The 17249-nt window shown below is 42.0% G+C and carries 17 protein-coding genes; 11 read left to right on the top strand and 6 right to left on the bottom strand.

The features are described from left to right. The first annotated feature begins 127 nt into the window (after positions 1-127). The 7 genes from A3775_RS00850 (at position 128) to A3775_RS00820 (ending at position 8930) form a co-directional block, all read left to right on the top strand. Positions 128-2566 (top strand): BamA/TamA family outer membrane protein, encoded by a 2439-nt coding sequence (locus A3775_RS00850; protein ID WP_066423454.1) that lies wholly within the window; start codon positions 128-130, stop codon positions 2564-2566. Between the two features lie 248 nt (positions 2567-2814). Continuing rightward, positions 2815-3666 carry a UDP-3-O-acyl-N-acetylglucosamine deacetylase gene (gene lpxC / locus A3775_RS00845; protein WP_066379371.1) on the top strand — a complete coding sequence of 284 codons (852 nt, stop codon included), beginning with the start codon at positions 2815-2817 and terminating at the stop codon, positions 3664-3666. 222 nt (positions 3667-3888) lie between these two features. Continuing rightward, positions 3889-4422, top strand: coding sequence for a 3-hydroxyacyl-ACP dehydratase FabZ (gene fabZ / locus A3775_RS00840; RefSeq protein ID WP_066379373.1), 534 nt, complete (start codon positions 3889-3891; stop codon positions 4420-4422). 216 nt (positions 4423-4638) lie between these two features. After that, positions 4639-5457, top strand: a complete 819-nt coding sequence (gene lpxA / locus A3775_RS00835; protein WP_066379624.1) for an acyl-ACP--UDP-N-acetylglucosamine O-acyltransferase — start codon at positions 4639-4641, stop codon at positions 5455-5457. Between the two features lie 483 nt (positions 5458-5940). After that, the gene (gene lpxB / locus A3775_RS00830; RefSeq protein WP_066423521.1) at positions 5941-7101 is read left to right on the top strand and encodes a lipid-A-disaccharide synthase; all 1161 of its coding nucleotides are present in this window, start codon (positions 5941-5943) and stop codon (positions 7099-7101) included. A 144-nt stretch (positions 7102-7245) separates the two neighbouring features. After that, complete coding sequence (locus A3775_RS00825; protein ID WP_066423449.1) at positions 7246-8562, top strand: DNA cytosine methyltransferase; 1317 nt, start codon at positions 7246-7248, stop codon at positions 8560-8562. Between the two features lie 38 nt (positions 8563-8600). Beyond that, positions 8601-8930 (top strand): hypothetical protein, encoded by a 330-nt coding sequence (locus tag A3775_RS00820; RefSeq protein WP_197480070.1) that lies wholly within the window; start codon positions 8601-8603, stop codon positions 8928-8930. 43 nt (positions 8931-8973) lie between these two features. Here A3775_RS00820 and A3775_RS00815 read toward each other — a convergent pair whose 3' ends face one another. Both A3775_RS00815 and A3775_RS00810 read right to left on the bottom strand, forming a co-directional pair. Beyond that, positions 8974-9939: an aldo/keto reductase gene (locus A3775_RS00815; protein WP_066423446.1), complete on the bottom strand. Its 966-nt coding sequence runs from the start codon at positions 9937-9939 to the stop codon at positions 8974-8976. A 316-nt stretch (positions 9940-10255) separates the two neighbouring features. After that, positions 10256-10555, bottom strand: a complete 300-nt coding sequence (locus A3775_RS00810; RefSeq protein WP_066379384.1) for a YkvA family protein — start codon at positions 10553-10555, stop codon at positions 10256-10258. Positions 10556-10768: 213 nt separating this feature from the next. On the opposite strand from A3775_RS00810, the gene A3775_RS00805 reads away from it, so the two are divergent. From A3775_RS00805 to A3775_RS00795, 3 genes are all read left to right on the top strand, one after another. Then, a complete protein-coding gene (locus tag A3775_RS00805; protein ID WP_066379391.1) occupies positions 10769-11503 on the top strand; it encodes a MotA/TolQ/ExbB proton channel family protein in 735 nt (244 codons plus the stop codon). A gap of 122 nt (positions 11504-11625) precedes the next feature. Beyond that, on the top strand, positions 11626-12285 hold the full coding sequence (locus A3775_RS00800) for a biopolymer transporter ExbD (protein ID WP_066379393.1): 660 nt from the start codon (positions 11626-11628) through the stop codon (positions 12283-12285). Positions 12286-12495: 210 nt separating this feature from the next. Then, positions 12496-12861 (top strand): phage holin family protein, encoded by a 366-nt coding sequence (locus A3775_RS00795; protein ID WP_066379394.1) that lies wholly within the window; start codon positions 12496-12498, stop codon positions 12859-12861. 75 nt (positions 12862-12936) lie between these two features. Here A3775_RS00795 and psb29 read toward each other — a convergent pair whose 3' ends face one another. Then, the gene (gene psb29 / locus A3775_RS00790) at positions 12937-13644 is read right to left on the bottom strand and encodes a photosystem II biogenesis protein Psp29 (protein WP_066379396.1); all 708 of its coding nucleotides are present in this window, start codon (positions 13642-13644) and stop codon (positions 12937-12939) included. A gap of 163 nt (positions 13645-13807) precedes the next feature. On the opposite strand from psb29, the gene A3775_RS00785 reads away from it, so the two are divergent. After that, complete coding sequence (locus tag A3775_RS00785; protein WP_066379402.1) at positions 13808-14413, top strand: chromophore lyase CpcT/CpeT; 606 nt, start codon at positions 13808-13810, stop codon at positions 14411-14413. A 37-nt stretch (positions 14414-14450) separates the two neighbouring features. Here A3775_RS00785 and A3775_RS00780 read toward each other — a convergent pair whose 3' ends face one another. The 3 genes from A3775_RS00780 to A3775_RS00770 all read right to left on the bottom strand — a co-directional run. Next, a complete protein-coding gene (locus A3775_RS00780) occupies positions 14451-14819 on the bottom strand; it encodes an STAS domain-containing protein (protein ID WP_066379406.1) in 369 nt (122 codons plus the stop codon). A gap of 408 nt (positions 14820-15227) precedes the next feature. Next, positions 15228-16277 carry an oxygen-dependent coproporphyrinogen oxidase gene (hemF, locus tag A3775_RS00775; protein WP_066379408.1) on the bottom strand — a complete coding sequence of 350 codons (1050 nt, stop codon included), beginning with the start codon at positions 16275-16277 and terminating at the stop codon, positions 15228-15230. A gap of 173 nt (positions 16278-16450) precedes the next feature. After that, positions 16451-17249 (bottom strand): transposase (locus tag A3775_RS00770; RefSeq protein ID WP_231866913.1); only part of this gene is annotated, 799 nt, incomplete at its 5' end.

Below are 17249 nucleotides of genomic sequence, written 5' to 3'. Positions count from 1 at the left end.
CAACTTGTGTAAGTCCTATTGACAATAAACAGGTAGAAGTAAATAGTTTAATTTTCCCTTTGACCTCTGGGATATAAATAAGATTGCTTTGTGATGGTGTGTGGATGTGAAGAGGAATATAAGTAAAATGCGTTTATCTCCAGTATTCGTGGCGGCTGTAGCTATCACAGCACCTTTAAATTGTTCTTTAAGTGCCGATGCACAAACTCCTAACAGTGTAGAGCAGACAGCAGAAGTTTTACCAACTGCGAGCAATCAGCAAGCAGAACAGGATGAAATTTCCTCATCTGTCCCATCCAACTTCACCCAAGTGAAGACAGTCGAAGAAATACCCTCTCCTGTAGCTTTATCATTTCCCAATTCAGCAACCGCATCCGCAGCTACAGCAACAAAAGAGGTTGCAGTACCTACCTTAGAAATCTCAACAACCTCAAACCCCTTTCCTCAAAAGCCAAATTCCCAGCCCAAAATTGCACCTGTGGTTGCTGGTGTTGGCACTGATGCAAGTCAGCAGGAATTAGCTATTAAGCCTCCTGTCGTCATTTCTTCGTCTCAACCAACAGCCACAGCCACAACAGCAACAAAACAAGTAGTCCTACCTACGGGAACTGCAAAGCAACTGGTACAAGCCCCAGAAACAACACCCACTCCAGAAGTTTCACCAACTCCTATTCCAGAAAATTTTAACACTCCCAACGCTACCCCAGAAACGCCCGAACCTCGTGTATTAGTTTCTGAAGTAGTAGTCAGGCCACAGACAGGAGAACTACCACCAGAATTAGAAACCCAAGTTTACAACGTCATTCGTACCCAACCAGGACGGACAACCACCCGCGCCCAACTGCAAGCAGACATTAACGCCATCTTTGGGACTGGCTTTTTCTCCAACGTTCAAGCAGTACCAGAAGATACACCTTTAGGGGTGAGAGTCAGCTTTATTGTCCAACCCAACCCTGTATTGAGCAAAGTAGAAATACAGGCTAACCCTAGTACAGATGTTGCATCCGTCCTACCTCCTGGTACTGCCGATGAAATCTTTCGTAACCAGTATGGCAAAATCCTTAACTTGCGGGATTTACAAGAAGGCATCAAGCAATTAACTCAGCGATATCAAGACCAAGGTTATGTTTTAGCCAACGTCATCGGCGCGCCACAGGTTTCAGAAAATGGAGTTGTCACCCTACAAGTAGCTGAAGGGGTAGTAGAAAATATTAAAGTCAGATTCCGTAATAAAGAAGGGCAGGAAACTGACGAAAAAGGACAACCAATTCGGGGACGCACGCGGGAGTATGTGATTAAGCGAGAATTGGAGTTGAAGCCAGGAGAAGTATTCAACCGTAACACCGTACAAAAAGACCTACAACGGGTATTTGGTACAGGATTGTTTGAAGATGTCAATGTCTCCCTTGACCCTGGTACAGACCCCAGTAAAGTAGATGTAGTCGTGAATGTGGTTGAACGCAGTAGCGGTTCTATTGCGGCTGGGGCTGGTATTAGTTCCGCCAGTGGATTATTTGGTACTGTGAGCTATCAGCAACAGAACCTGGGTGGAAGAAACCAAAAGCTAGGCGCAGAAGTTCAGGTAGGTCAACGAGAACTGCTATTTGACCTCCGCTTCACCGATCCTTGGATTGCAGGCGACCCCTACCGGACTTCTTACACAGCCAATATTTTCCGCCGTCGTTCCATTTCGTTGATTTTTGATGGCGCAGATGACGATATTAGAACATTTAACCCTGCTAATCCTACGGATACAGATGAACAGGATCGTCCCCGCGTCACCCGCTTAGGTGGTGGTATTACCTTTACCCGTCCCCTGTCAGCTAATCCTTACGCCAGGTCAGAATGGACGGCTTCGGCGGGTTTACAGTATCAACGAGTCAGTACCCGTGATGCTGATGGGAATAAGAGAAGATTGGGGGCTGTGTTTAATGATGCAGGTCAACAAATCAGTGAAGATGTACCTCTGAGTTTCTCAGGAACGGGGGAAGATGACTTGTTATTACTGCAACTAGGAACACAGCGCGATCGCCGTAACAATCCTTTACAACCGACTAGCGGCTCATTCCTCCGGTTTGGTGTAGATCAATCAGTACCCATCGGCTCAGGTAATATCTTCCTCACCAGACTCCGGGGTAGCTATAGTCAATATTTACCCGTGAAATTCACCGGCTTTACTCAAGGCCCGGAAACCCTAGCCTTTAACATCCAAGGCGGTACAGTCCTCGGTGACTTACCACCCTACGAAGCCTTTACCCTCGGCGGTAGTAACTCCATCCGGGGTTATGAAGAAGGAGCATTAAGCAGTGGACGCAGCTATGTACAAGCCTCAGTAGAATATCGCTTCCCTGTGTTTTCAGTCGTCAGTGGCGCATTATTCTTTGATGTCGGCAGTGACTTAGGCAGCAGTACCAAAGCAGCTGATGTACTGAACAAAAATGGTACAGGCTACGGCTACGGTTTAGGCGTGCGAGTCCAATCACCATTAGGGCCGATTCGTATTGACTACGGTATAAACGATGACGGTGATAGCCGCATCAATTTTGGTATTGGTGAAAGATTTTAAGTCAATGGGGACTGGGGACAAATCAATTCAAAATACCCTGCGGGAAGGCAAGCCTACAAAATTCAAAATTCAAAATTCAAAATGGGGATTGTTGATGGTTGACTGTTGACTCTTAAAGAATTTCTACCTTGTCTACCTTGTCTTCCTCTGCTCCCCTGCTTCCCCTGCCTCCCCTGCTCCCTTTTCCCTAGTGCATTTACTAAGACTCAGATGAAAAATAACAACCAAAATATACTGACTTTTTGCCTATGCGACAACACACTCTAGCGGCGGCTATCACCCAAACCGGAGTGGGACTGCATAGCGGTGTCAGTACCCAGGTGCGGATACTACCAACAGATGCAGGAAGTGGACGCTACTTTGTCCGGGTGGATTTGCCGGATTCGCCAATCATACCCGCCCAAGTGGCAGCAGTTAATCAAACTGTGCTTTCGACGCAGTTGGGCAAAGGTGATGTTTGTGTGCGGACAGTTGAGCATTTACTAGCAGCCTTAGCCGCTATGGGCGTAGATAATGCCCGAATTGAAATAGATGGTTCAGAAGTACCGCTTTTAGATGGTTCTGCAAGGGTTTGGGCAACTAGCATTGCTGAAGTTGGTTTAATCACACAAACAGACATTAACCAACAAGAACCCTTGATGATTCAAGAGCCAATTTGGATACATCAAGATGATACTTTTGTTTGCGCCCTCCCCTCACCAGAAACCCGCTTTAGTTATGGTATTGATTTTGACTTGCCTGCTATCGGTAATCAATGGTACAGTTGGGCTGTGTCTAGTGAGTTAGCCAAATCTGGCGTTAGCTTTGCCCAAGAAATTGCACCAGCGCGGACTTTTGGTTTATTGCCACAAATTGAATATTTACAAAAGTCTGGGTTAATTAAAGGTGGTAGTTTGGATAATGCACTGGTTTGTGGCCCTGATGGTTGGTTAAATCCACCATTAAGATTTGCAAATGAACCAGTACGTCATAAAATCTTGGATTTAGTAGGAGATTTGAGTTTATTGGGGTATTTTCCCCGCGCTCACTTCTTAGCGTACAAAGCCAGCCATAACTTACACGTGCAACTGGCACAAAGAATTTTAGCAGGGAATAGCTAGATTTTTGCTCTCATTTCATGTCAAATTCTTAGATATAGTTACGTCAAGTCATATCTAGCACCATTCTCAATCAGCGTAAGGTGGGCATTGCCAAGAAAATAAAACTAAGGGGATTAGCAACTTGCGAGCAATGCCCACCCTACAAAAATTGTCATCAAGCAACTGGTACAAGATGTGAATCAACCTACTCAATACTCAGATTAAAAATCTAACACACCGCTAATGTCAATCCTTTCTGAAGTGAATAGCCAAGACGCGATCGCCTCCGGCGGGGCTTTGCCCATTGCACCTACATCTCAAGGTGACACTACACCTGAGATTAAAACCACTTTCTCATCGGAAGAAATCCAAAAACTACTACCTCACCGTTACCCGTTTTTACTTGTAGATAAAATTATTGACTATGTACCGGGAAAACGGGCAGTAGGTATTAAAAACGTTACGATCAACGAACCGCAATTCACAGGACATTTTCCTGGTAGACCACTGATGCCGGGTGTGCTAATTGTAGAAGCAATGGCACAAGTTGGTGGTGTGGTAATGACACAACTGCCAGAATTGGAAGGAGGACTGTTTGTGTTTGCTGGTATTGATAAAGTCCGCTTCCGCCGCCAAGTAGTACCCGGAGATCAGCTAGTCATGACGGTGGAACTGTTATGGATTAAACAACGTCGATTCGGTAAAATGCAAGCGCGAGCCGAGGTTGACGGTCAACTCGCCGCCGAAGGCGAATTAATGTTTTCTCTAGTGAATTAAAATTGGGCTTTTGTGGTGTATAGTACAGCCGTGATGTACTTTTACGCCATCCCCACTCAGGATAGCAGTAAACAAAAAACTCACAAAAGCATCTGATAATTTCTTGATTTTCACTGCCCTCACACTTTGCCTTGCCCGACATTTTTCTACTGAATACTCACACACTCAGTCACGCCATCGGCGTTGGCTTTTAAAGATAGTTCTGGAGATTTACCCTTGAAGACGCTTATTCATCCCACTGCTGTAATTCATCCAAACTCGGAACTACACCCAACGGTGCAAGTCGGTGCTTATGCTGTGATCGGAGCGCACGTTAAAGTGGGTGCGGAAACCATTATTGGCGCACACGCAGTATTAGAAGGGCCTTGTGAAATTGGGGCAGGAAATCAAATTTTTCCAGGTGCAGCCATCGGTATGGAACCCCAGGATCTCAAGTTTGTCGGAGAACCAACTTGGGTCAAAATTGGCGATAATAATTTGATTCGTGAGTACGTCACCATTAACCGCGCCACTGGTGCAGGAGAAGCGACTGTTATCGGTAACAACAACCTGCTGATGGCGTATGTTCACGTAGCTCATAATTGTGTAATTGAGGATTCTGTAGTGATAGCTAACTCTGTTGCGTTGGCTGGTCATGTCCACATCGAATCCCGCGCCAGACTAAGCGGCGTTTTAGGTGTGCATCAATTTGTACATATTGGTAGACAAGCAATGGTAGGAGGGATGGCAAGGATTGACCGCGATGTGCCACCATATATGCTTGTGGAAGGTAATCCCGGACGAATTAGAACCCTCAACTTAGTCGGACTCAAACGCTCTGGGATGCCAGCCAGCGACTTGCAACTGCTCAAAAAAGCGTTTCGTATTCTTTACCGTTCTAATTTAACCTTTAAGGAAGCATTGGAGCAGCTAGAATCCCTCGGAGACACCGAAGAACTACAAAACCTGCGCCGCTTCTTATTACTGTCACAAATGCCAGGAAGACGCGGTTTGATTCCCGGTAGAGGTAAATCAGGCGCGAGTGATGAGGCTTAGGCAGAAAGTAGAGGGGATAAGGGAAATGAGGAAGATGAGGAAGATGAGGGGAATTAAACAGTGCTGAAAAACTTGCTCAAACTTACTCAAAATCCACTATGATTAGGGATAAGCGAAAACCAAGCTAAAAAAAATTTTAGGCTTGAGAACCTGTACAAAACTTTTGAGAGTAGCCAGCCTGTAGCAAGGTAATTGAGAAAATCCAGAAATTTTAAATGGCTGAAAATCAGGGAGTAAAGTAGCAAAGCCTCTCAATGTAAAAACTCCAAAATAGGGTGAGTTACGCCCGATTTTAAGCCTGTGGACTGGATAATGCCGACATTACCAGAATGAAACAGGAAGCTAACGTCTTAAGTCTTTGAACAGATTTAAGCAAGTTTAGTTTAACGGAATTACTAATGGCTTCCTATTCCCCATTCCCTATTCCCAGCCTTGAGCCGTTGCAAGTTTTTGAATTTTGAATTTTGAATTTTGAATTTTGAAATGCGAATATTTATCAGCACTGGCGAGGTGTCTGGCGATTTACAAGGCTCGCTGTTGATTGAAGCTTTGCAACGTCAAGCTGTGGCGACTGGATGCGACTTAGAAATTGTCGCCTTGGGTGGCGATAAAATGGCAGCAGCCGGGGCTACGATTTTGGGAAATACCAGTGGTATTGGTTCAATGGGTATTCTGGAATCATTGCCTTATGTGTTACCAACTTTATTGGTACAAAGACGAGCGATCGCCTATTTAAAACAACATCCTCCAGACCTCGTGGTGTTGATTGACTACATGGGGCCAAATATCGGTATTGGTAGCTATATACAAAAGCATTTACCAAATGTACCTGTAGTTTATTACATTGCGCCGCAAGAGTGGGTATGGTCAATGAGTTTGCGGAATACTTCCCGCATTGTCGGCTTTACGGATAAGCTCCTGGCAATATTCCCCGAAGAAGCGCGTTATTTTCGCGATAACGGGGCGAATGTCACCTGGGTAGGTCATCCCCTACTTGACCGAATGCAGCACGCTCCTAGCCGCCAGGAAGCCCGGAAGCAATTAGGTATAGCACCAGAACAAATTGCGATCGCACTACTTCCAGCTTCCCGACAACAAGAATTAAAATATCTCCTACCTGTAATTTTTCAAGCTGCTCAAACTATCCAAGCAAAATTACCAGCAGCACATTTTTGGATTCCCCTATCTCTAGAAACATTCCGACAGCCAATAGAAGCAGCCGTCAAATCTTACGGACTGCGAGCTACAGTCATATCAGGTCAACAAAAAGAAGTTTTTGCGGCGGCTGATTGCGCCATTACTAAATCTGGTACAGTCAACTTAGAACTAGCCTTATTAAACGTGCCGCAGGTTGTAGTTTACCGACTCAATCCCGTGACAGTGTGGGTGGCGCGAAAAATCCTCAAAGGTTCAATCCCCTTTGCTTCCCCACCGAATTTAGTAGTAATGAAACCCATAGTACCAGAATTACTGCAAGAACAAGCCACCCCAGAGAACATTACACAAGCCGCAATAGAACTACTCCTAAATCCTGAACGCAGACAGCAAACCTTAGCCGATTATCAGCAAATGCGCCAATCTTTAGGAGAAATAGGAGTATGCGATCGCGCCGCACAAGAAATACTACAAATGCTACCAAATTAATTCAGTTTAGATTTTCAATTCTGGTTGATTAATTATACTTTACAGTCAGTTTAAGAAAATAATAGTATCAGTTAGCTATCCTGATAAGGATAAGGAGATAATCATCAGGCTAACAGTTAGTTTTATAAAGCAAAAATATTAAATATGATTGACGATGATATAAAAAAACGACCTATTGGTGTCGATTTATTTGCTGGTGCAGGTGGTATGACACTTGGGTTTGAACAGTCAGGATTTGACATACTTGCAGCTGTTGAACTTGACCCGATCCACTGTGCTACACATAAATTTAATTTTCCTTTTTGGACTGTTTTGTGTAAAAGTATTGAGAAGATCACGGGACAAGAAATTAGAAATAATTCATTAATTGGTGAGAAAGAAATTGACGTAGTATTTGGCGGTCCTCCATGTCAAGGGTTTTCATTGATAGGTAAACGTTTTTTTGAAGACCCTCGAAATTCTCTTGTATTTCATTATATCCGGGTAGTATTAGAGTTACAGCCGAAATACTTTGTTTTTGAAAATGTCAAAGGTATCACTGTCGGCAAGCACAAAGAATTTTTGAAAGAGATAATCAGTAAATTTGAACATAATGGTTACAAAGTCACTAAAAACTATCAAGTTCTAAATGCGGCTGATTTTGGAGTGCCACAAAATCGCGAAAGATTATTTTTACTAGGTTGTCGTTATAATTTTGTGCTACCAAATTATCCACTTGCTATCACGAAACATGGCAAAAATAAGAAATTTAATCGGAAAAATGAACTGGCATTATGTCCTACAGTTTGGGATGCTATTCAAGATTTACCTGAAGTAGAAAAATATGAAGAATTATATCAACAAGATTGGGTAGTTGCAGATTTTGGTAAGCCAAGTGACTATGGTAGAATACTTCGTGGGCTTAGTTGTGCCAATAATGATTATTCTTATGAACGTCAGTATGATTCGAGAATATTAACTTCAAGTTTAAGAACAAAACATACTTTAGAATCTATCAAAAGATTTGCAGCTACTTCACATGGAAAAGTCGAGCCAATAAGTCGCTTTCATAAACTTGATCCAGAAGGAATATCTAATACACTGAGAGCGGGAACTGCAAGTAATAGAGGAGCTTTTACTTCTCCTAGACCAATTCATCCGTTTATTCCGCGCTGTATTACTGTGCGGGAAGCTGCACGTTTACATTCTTATCCTGACTGGTTTAGATTTCATGTCACTAAATGGCATGGATTTAGACAGATAGGAAATTCTGTACCTCCTTTATTAGCTAAAGCAGTTGGGTTAGAAATTATCAAATCTATTGGCATAAAACCATATAAACCTCCTACAGTAAAGAATTTAGGAGAAGAATTTTTACTAAGTCTCGATATGTCGGAAGCTGCTCAATATTTTGAGGTTGCTCCGCATACTATAGAGCCTAGAACAAGAAACAAAACTAGAAATCAAATCAAATCTGTTTAAAAAAGTATTCATGAGTAAAGAAGGCATATATAACTCTATTGTTACTGGAATTTTTAATCGTTATTATAAACCAGGTAGGAATAAATCGTAATGGTATGCAATTTATAATACCTGTACAAGCTAAAGCAGGAAATGATCAGCTTGGTGTTACTCAAACAAAACAAGATATTGGTTATTGCACAGAAAGATTTCCTGAGCTAATTTGTCGTTCTATATCAGCACAATTTCTGGAGAAAAATTTAATTGCTATGTTTGAACTAACAATGGATGAAGGTGAAGTAAAAATTGTTCATGAAAAACATTACAAGCTAGTTCCTTCTGATCAAGTTTCTGAAGCAGATTTACAAAATTATAGGAGTTGTGAATAAAAATTGATTAAGTCTGATTGTTGTGTATATTAATTAGGAATTATCAAGTCCACGCACGGAAAAATGTACCATCTTCCCAGATAGTAGCAGTACGTTGGGCGATCGCTTCTAACTGTGACGCTGTTAACGGTTGAAAAGCACGGGCAATTTTCACATTATTCTCTAATTGCTCGACATTTTCCGCCGCAATCACGCAACAATGCACCCCTGGCTGAGACATAGTATATCCCAAAGCTTGCTCCATTCCTGACAAACCACCGGGTTTAAATAAGCGTCCATAAGCCGGAACTTTCATGGCTATTACACCCACATTCTGCGCTTGCGCTACTGGTAAAACTACGGGAATAAATGGACGGGGGTGATGTTTATCGGCGGCGTTTACAGGAATTAATGTTGTGTGAAAAGGATAACGGCGTAAACCTTCAGCAATTACTTCTGGTTCATGGTGTCCGGTAATACCTGCAAAGCGGATGATTTTTTGTTGGATGGCTTCTTCTACAGCTTTAATTGCGCCGGAGGAACTAAAGATGGTGTCGAGTTCTTCGGTAAAAGAGACATGGTGTAGCTGCCATAAATCGAGATAATCTGTATTGAGACGTTGGAGCGATCGCTCTAATTCTCGCCATGCACCGTCCCGATCTCTTTGATCAGTCTTACTCGCTAAAAATATCTTAGCGCGATGGGGTGGTAAAACTTTGCCTAAATAATCTTCACTCGGACCATAACTTGCAGCAGTGTCAAAGTAGCGAATACCCAGGTTTAAAGCTTTTTCAACTAAAGCTATAGCATCGGCTTCTTTGTTATGCCAAGATAAGGGGGTTTGTCCTGCGCCTCCCAAACCCAATATCGGTAATTTAACTTCTGTACGTCCTAGAACACGTTCTGACATTGATATTGGTGGTGCAGCCTGATTGGTAGAATGCTTAGTTAATACAGCAGAAGCCACAATACCGCCAGTGACAGCAGCACTGGTGATGATAAAGTTACGCCTTGTTTGTTTTGCTGTCATACTCAGAGCTAAATCGCCACTGTTATTGTATGGTAGCGAGAATCTCTCCTACAAATTTAGAGACTAAGCATGCTTAGTCTCTACAAAGCAAAATTCTGTTACCAGAAATGATAAAATTACGCTTGCTTATTCATCTACAGGCGACATTTCAATTATGCGCCTTATATTTTCTGGATGCTGGGAATTAAAAATTGAAATTTAAACGAATTAAAAATATCCCCTACTTGAACATGACAAGTGCGATCGCCTCCGGCGGGGCTTTGCCCATCGCACAACAAAAGCAGGGGGTAGATTAAATTGAGTGTAATAATCTCGACTACTTAACAGAGACAGCATCAACATCGATTGTATCGTCAGTGGAGGTAGAATCTGTTGAAGTATTGGTTTCACCCTTCCGCGCTTTCCAACCTTCCATCACTAACCCAGATACCTCAGTCACTAATATGCTCAATAACAAAACATCATCTAGTTGACCTACAATCGGGATAAAATCGGGGGCGATATCTATAGGACTGAGCATATAGAGTATAGACCCTAAAATCACCCACCAACGATATTTAGGGTTACGTAGCACGTTACGATACCAATTATACAAAGCTTGGACTGAAAAGTTCATGATTTAACCCTCCAATTACCTTTAATTCTGACAAATTATGGTATAAACTCCCGGTGGGAATAACCGCCCAACTGAGTCGAAAAGACCTACTGGTTATATTCCCTCATACCAACTGAGCAATTCTGTATAAGAGTATGGTAATACTGCATTAATCTTTAGAATTAAAATGCTTTGGGATATTTGCTTAAGCAATGCAGGGAGGAATTCTAAACAGTGGATATTATAGATTTGTTTTATAAAGGCGGGCCAGCCATGTGGCCTTTGCTGGCTCTATCGATTTTATCTTTGAGTGTGATTTTTGAGCGGCTTTGGTTCTGGTTGCGAATTTTAACTCAAGAAAAGCAAATAGTTGAGCGTGTTTTGGATGCAGCCCAGGATAACTGGGAAATAGCGGCGGATATTGCCAAACAAGCAACAGATCAACCGATTGGACGGTTTCTTTATGCTCCCTTGCGTCTACAAAAAACAAATGTAGAAACCTTTCGGCTAGCACTGGAAGCCACCGCAGAGGATGAATTAGCTGGGATGCGTCGGGGAGAAAAGCTGTTAGAGGCTGTAATTGCCCTCTCACCTCTGTTGGGCTTGTTAGGTACGGTTTTGGGCTTGATTCAGTCTTTACGCTCAATTCGCATTGGCGATTTAGGAACTGAGTCTGTAGCGGGGACAACTACTGGTATTGGTGAGTCCTTAATTAGTACAGCCGGCGGATTAATAGTTGCGATTACTACTTTGGTATTTTATCGATTATTTCAAGGGTTTGTTGTCAATCAAGTCAAGGTTTTCCGCAAAGCCGGGAATGAATTGGAGTTACTTTACCGCCAGTTCCCGCCTGATTTGAGTGACACTACATCAATGAGTGTGTCAGAAGTATCACAGGATAATCTTCTTCCTCCAGGTAAATCCCGTAGAAGCCAGTTTCCTCAACCTCCTGAACCACCTGTAACTTAATCTCACCCTGAAAGCTTGATATTTCAGGCTTTCTTTGTTCATTTTCCTCCTAAAACACAGGAGGTGTAAGGGTGTAGGGAGAATAGGAAGAAACTAATGACTAATGACTTGAGAGTACAACCATGAAAGTTAACTTACATACACAAGTAGAAGAAGCACAGATTCAAATCATCCCCTTGATTGATGTAGTTTTTTGTATTTTGACGTTTTTCCTGTTAGCAGCTTTGCAATTTACGCGACAACAGGCAATTAATGTTGATTTACCTAAAGCTAGCTCCAATACAGCCGCTAGTATCAATGCACCCGGTGCAAATCAGATTGTCACCATTGATGCTATTGGCAATATTTACATAGAAAAACAACTTGTAAGAAGAGAGGAATTAGCACAACGGGTGAGAAATTATTTGCAAGCTAACCCCAATGCAACTTTAATCCTCAACGCTTCCCGTACAGCGACTTATAACGATGTGATTGAAACATTAGATTTACTCAGACAAGTAGGAGGCGATCGCGTATTTTTAGGAATTATACCTACTTCTTCGCAACCTATCCCCAACGTGCCTAATTTATCTGTGCCTCCTAATTTCCCTGTTGCGCCTGGTACAGCACCAATCCCAGAAATTAACCCCAACCAACCTACAGCCCCTAATCCATTGTCTATCCCGACAATACCCAATCAACCACCCACAGGACAAGATATTTCTCCACAAGTTCCCACGGATAATGCACCAGCACCCCAAGCACCTGCTAGTCAGCCTGTAGCACCTGAGAACCCTAATTAGGTGAAGTCAAAAGTCAAAAGCATAAATATCTTAATAATTTTTTTGGCTTTGACTTTTCGACTGACTAAACCTAAAGATATCCAAAATAAATTCTGAATAAATAAAAAACCTTTGGTAACTTACAGATAATCGGTTGATGGAAAAAGTTATCTATCGATAGAATGAATAATTTCTCGCCAAGCACCATTCACGTTTCAGGGGTTGAAGGCAATGAATGAAATTGTGACACTGTTAATTGTGTGGGTGGTAACATCTATCAGCTTGTTGATTATCAGTAAGTTGCCTTTAGGGGTTGAAGTTGACACACCACAAAAAGCGTTTATTTCCGCAGCAGTTTTAGGTATTGTGACAGCAATAGTCAGACCAATTTTACGCTTAATATTTGTTGTCCCCGATATAATCACCTTTAATTTATTATCGGGATTGTTCACATTTATGATTGCCGTTGTCTGCTTTAGTATTGCGGCTTGGTTAGTAGAAGGTTTTCGTTTACGCTTTGGTATTTGGAGTGCTGTGCTAGGGGCGTTTGCACTCACTATCATCAACAGCTTAATCTATAAATTGCTAGGTATCTAAAAATATAGTCATCAGTCAACAGTCAATAGTCTCAAGTTATTTAATGACTAATGACTAATGACTAATGACTAATAACTACTCATTAGGAGTGGGGGGAGCAACTACAGTAGTTGATTGTTGTTGACGCTGTTCCCGCTTTTTACGATCTGCTGAGATCATATCGGCAATCACCGTCAGTGCTTGCGTCATTTTGTCTAAGTTGGAACGGTATAAGTCTAAATCTTTGTTGAGTTTTTCCTCAGAGATATGTAACCCATTAGCAAGAGTTTTGAGCGCCTCAGTACGTTTTTGTTCGTCTTTGACTAACTCAGGATCAGAAAATTCCAGTAATGAAAATAAACCGATCGCAAACAAACGACTGTATTTAAAGTTAGCATTGTGAGCGATCGCTTGTAGTTGTGCTTGTAAGTCAGGATCTTGCTGTAATTGAGTAGTTTGACTCAGCCATGCAATTAAATCATTGACTGGTAAGCTTGTAGCTAAATTTTGTAACCGTTCAGCATCTTGCCTGTAGCGTTGTGGTTCTTGCTCTACAGCCTGACATATAGCATTAAAAATCGATTCCTTATCCCGTTCTGGTTGATAGCCTTGCATAAAGCGGTCAAAAGTCGTGACAACGCCCAAGGCATAGATCGGATCGTAGCTGAAATCGACATTTACTGACAGTAGGTGCATTTCCACCATCAACTCCTCTACTACCCGACGATAAATAGTATTAATCGGTCGGCTGTGCAGAGAGTAGAAAGTTCGCTTTGTATCAGAAACAGTACGGACGTTATTCACAAAGAAAATGTTAAGGGCGACGTTATATTATTTTGTACCTTAAAGGCTACTTTGCCAAGTTGGGTTTTTGCCTAGCAAAATTAGGGATATCAACCTCTTTTCGCAAAAATTCCCAGAAATATATTGTATTGTGTCACCATGTTGACAATCATGCGTCCATTATATGAACTTATCACTCCAACTCATTACCCTGAGTAATTACCTCGCTGGAGAATTTGATAATCAGCAACAAGCCTTAGCTGAACCTGTATGGTATGTGCATTTGCGCCTGTGGCAAAGGCCAGTTGAACTATGGAGAGAAGATAGCATCACCTTGTTTGCCGAACAAGCCAACATTGTGAATTTAGAACATCCTTATCGCCAGCGCATTCTCAGGTTAATGCCCAACGATGACAAAACATTGCTACAAGTACAATACTATATGCCGAAAAATCCTAGTGCTTTAAGTGGTGCAGGTCGTAACCCTACCTTACTTAAAGCACTCACCCCAGAGCAATTAGAATTATTGCCGGGTTGTATCCTCCAAGTGACTCAGCAAGAAATAGCTCCAAACCAATCTCAATTTATCGCTACACCCCCTGCGGAGGCTCGTTGCACTTTCACTTACCAAGGTAATACAGTACAAGTTTCTTTAGGTTTGAAAATCACACCGACAGAATTGTTTAGTTACGACAAAGGAATTGACCAAGTGACAGGTAAAGCCACTTGGGGAGCAATTGTTGGCCCCTATTGCTACACCAAAAGAGAACAATATTCCATCAATGTTTAGTGCTAAGTCACAAAATCACTGATAACTCAGCACTTTCTTAGCTAGCAATACTGCGAGGTACACCTTCTAAAGCTTCCTCCTCAGTGTCGAAAATTTCAAACACTGTATCCATCATGGTGACTTCAAACACAAGTTTGGCTTCTGGGTGGACATTACAAATGCGAAAACTGCCGTTAACTTTATCAGCATCACGCATACCAGCAACCAAAGATGTAAGACCAGAACTATCGATAAAATTTACCTGGCCCAGATTCACCACTATATGACCACTCAGTTTAGAAATACACTCCTGTAACTTTAGGCGAAATTGCCAAGCTGTGGTGATATCTAAGCGACCTTTTGGTGTCAAGACAATCACAGTATTACCGTCTTGAGTGGTATAGGTTGTTTGTTCTATATCAATCACTCCGCCTCCCTGTGGTACTCATTACAAATTTGATGGTCATTAATTTAGTCCTGAAATTGATGAGTCAAGTTTATAGCTTTGACAGCGATGTTTACTGACATTGAGCGTTAAATATTTGGAGCAATTTGTAAACTATTCAACTCATCAATCACAGGACTCTTGAGTGCTGAAAATCCCAGTTAAGGGGATACAGCTAGATTTTTCACCTTTTTTGACTAGGTGCTTACCTTTAGTAGTTTAACTCACCAAACCTGTGCTGAGTACCCAGGCAGAAATACTGAAATCACAGAAAAAATTTTTCACTGACCCCAGATGATTGAATTGCTGATTGGTAAGCGACATGACTATCCCACAGGGACACAGAGAACTTAATATCAGGCGCAAGTTTCTGCATCTGCCTGGGTATGATCATGATGATTTACTGGGTGTCCAGTTGCTCCAATCTTGAGGCTTGAGGAAAGTGTCATACAGTTCTGCCTCTGGAGAATTAGGTTCAGGCTGATAACCATATTCCCAACGGACTAGAGGTGGTAGAGACATCAAAATCGATTCTGTACGTCCGTTAGTTTGCAAGCCGAAAATTGTGCCTCGGTCATAAACCAAGTTAAATTCCACATATCTACCCCGACGGTAAAGTTGGAAATTTCGTTGGCGATCGCCATATTCGATCCCATGACGGCGTTCCACAATCGGCACATAAGCAGGTAAAAACGCTTTACCAGATTCTTGCACAAAACTAAACAAATCTTCCCAATTGCGGGGTGCTGGTTCTCCCACTTGATTACTGTAGTTAGCTGCTTCTCCTTTGGGATTAGGGCCGCGATACAAAACCCCTTGTCCATCTTGATAATCGAAAAATAAACCGCCTACTCCGCGTGTTTCACCCCGATGCTTCAGGTAGAAGTATTCATCACACCAGCGTTTAAACACCGGATAATACTCTGGGTGATGTTGATCGCAAGCTTGCTTGAGTGTCTGATGGAAATGAGCCGCATCTTCAGCAAAGGGGTAATAGGGTGTTAAGTCAGCACCACCACCAAACCACCACACAGGGCCAGCTTCAAAATAACGGTAGTTGAGGTGAACAGTTGGTACATAAGGGTTACGGGGATGTAATACCAATGATGTACCCGTAGCATAAAAACCATGCCCTTCCGCTTCTGGACGCTGGGCTAAAATTGAAGGAGGCAGATGAGAACCCCAAACTTCAGAAAAATTTACCCCTGCTTGTTCAAATATTGCACCTTCGCGCAGCACACGCGATCGCCCACCACCTCCCTCTGGACGTTCCCAACTATCTTCATGAAACTTACCCACACCATCCAGTTTTTCTAGTGCTTGCGTAATTTCATCTTGTAACTGTTTCATAAATTGACTGACACGCGCCTTAGCATCAGTCCCAGGTAAAGACTTGGATGATTTTGCTTCTACAGTTGGGGTTTGCGAGTTAGTTACCATGAGATTCCCGAACCTAAATGACGTTTTTCAAAACAGCCACAAATTTTTTAACTAAAAATTTGTGTGTAGCACGAGCCAACAATCAGGCTCAAATTGCCCAAACAGTTTTTTGCTTGTTAAACATTTACATGATCAATGGGCATGACTAGAGTTATTTTCCGATTCAAAAAAGCTCACAAATGCTCACAAGTGCCAGCTTTTTCTTCCTGCTTCTTCCTAGAAGTGTCGGCACTATCTAGTCCACAGGCTAACACGACTAATCTAGTCGCTTCTTGACAGAGATTTATGGCAGCATTGACATCTCTATCACACTCCCAGCCACAATGTTCACATTTAAACACTCTTTGCGACAATGACAAAGATGATTTTTGCTCTCCACAACTAGAGCAAGTTTTACTACTGGGATAAAATCTATCCACAATCACCAACTTACTACCGTATAGTTGTGTTTTATATTCTAGCTGCCTACGAAACTCATAAAATCCCATATCCGCTATAGCTTTAGCTAACTTGCCATTTGCTAACATAAAAGAGACATTCAAATCCTCTATCCCTATCACCGCGTGGTTTTTGCTGATATAGGTGGTGATTTTATGTAATGTATCTTTCCTGATGTTGGCTATTTTTTGGTGTAGCCTAGCAATTTTGATTTGGGATTTTCTGTAATTACTGGAACCGAATTGTTTATGACGGTTCAAGTATTGCATTCTGGCTAGTTTCGATTCATACTTTTGATAACTCTTTACGCCATCAAATATGTCTCCTGTTGAAAGTGTGGCTAAATGATTAATACCTAAATCAACGCCTACAAACTCTTGCGTTTTAGGTGTTGTGGAAGTTTCTACTTCTATTTTCCAAGAGATAAACCACTGATGAGCTTGTTTACTGATGGTGACTGATTTGGGTTGATATGCTGTGGGTAAATCTTCGTAAGTTTTTATCCATCCAATCACAGGTAATCTGACTTTACGA

The organism is Anabaena sp. 4-3, from assembly GCF_001597745.1.
In the GTDB taxonomy this organism is placed as follows: domain Bacteria; phylum Cyanobacteriota; class Cyanobacteriia; order Cyanobacteriales; family Nostocaceae; genus Trichormus.
This window is presented reverse-complemented; position numbering and strand designations above follow the sequence as displayed.

What these genes read in the sequence shown, in the direction of transcription:
- A3775_RS00850 (WP_066423454.1), top strand. Translation starts at nt 128, where the DNA reads ATGCGTTTATCTCCAGTATTCGTGGCGGCTGTAGCTATCACAGCACCT.
- lpxC (WP_066379371.1), top strand. Translation starts at nt 2,815, where the DNA reads ATGCGACAACACACTCTAGCGGCGGCTATCACCCAAACCGGAGTGGGA.
- fabZ (WP_066379373.1), top strand. Translation starts at nt 3,889, where the DNA reads ATGTCAATCCTTTCTGAAGTGAATAGCCAAGACGCGATCGCCTCCGGC.
- lpxB (WP_066423521.1), top strand. Translation starts at nt 5,941, where the DNA reads ATGCGAATATTTATCAGCACTGGCGAGGTGTCTGGCGATTTACAAGGC.
- A3775_RS00825 (WP_066423449.1), top strand. Translation starts at nt 7,246, where the DNA reads ATGATTGACGATGATATAAAAAAACGACCTATTGGTGTCGATTTATTT.
- A3775_RS00815 (WP_066423446.1), bottom strand. Translation starts at nt 9,939, where the DNA reads ATGACAGCAAAACAAACAAGGCGTAACTTTATCATCACCAGTGCTGCT.
- A3775_RS00810 (WP_066379384.1), bottom strand. Translation starts at nt 10,555, where the DNA reads ATGAACTTTTCAGTCCAAGCTTTGTATAATTGGTATCGTAACGTGCTA.
- A3775_RS00800 (WP_066379393.1), top strand. Translation starts at nt 11,626, where the DNA reads ATGAAAGTTAACTTACATACACAAGTAGAAGAAGCACAGATTCAAATC.
- A3775_RS00795 (WP_066379394.1), top strand. Translation starts at nt 12,496, where the DNA reads ATGAATGAAATTGTGACACTGTTAATTGTGTGGGTGGTAACATCTATC.
- A3775_RS00785 (WP_066379402.1), top strand. Translation starts at nt 13,808, where the DNA reads ATGAACTTATCACTCCAACTCATTACCCTGAGTAATTACCTCGCTGGA.
- hemF (WP_066379408.1), bottom strand. Translation starts at nt 16,277, where the DNA reads ATGGTAACTAACTCGCAAACCCCAACTGTAGAAGCAAAATCATCCAAG.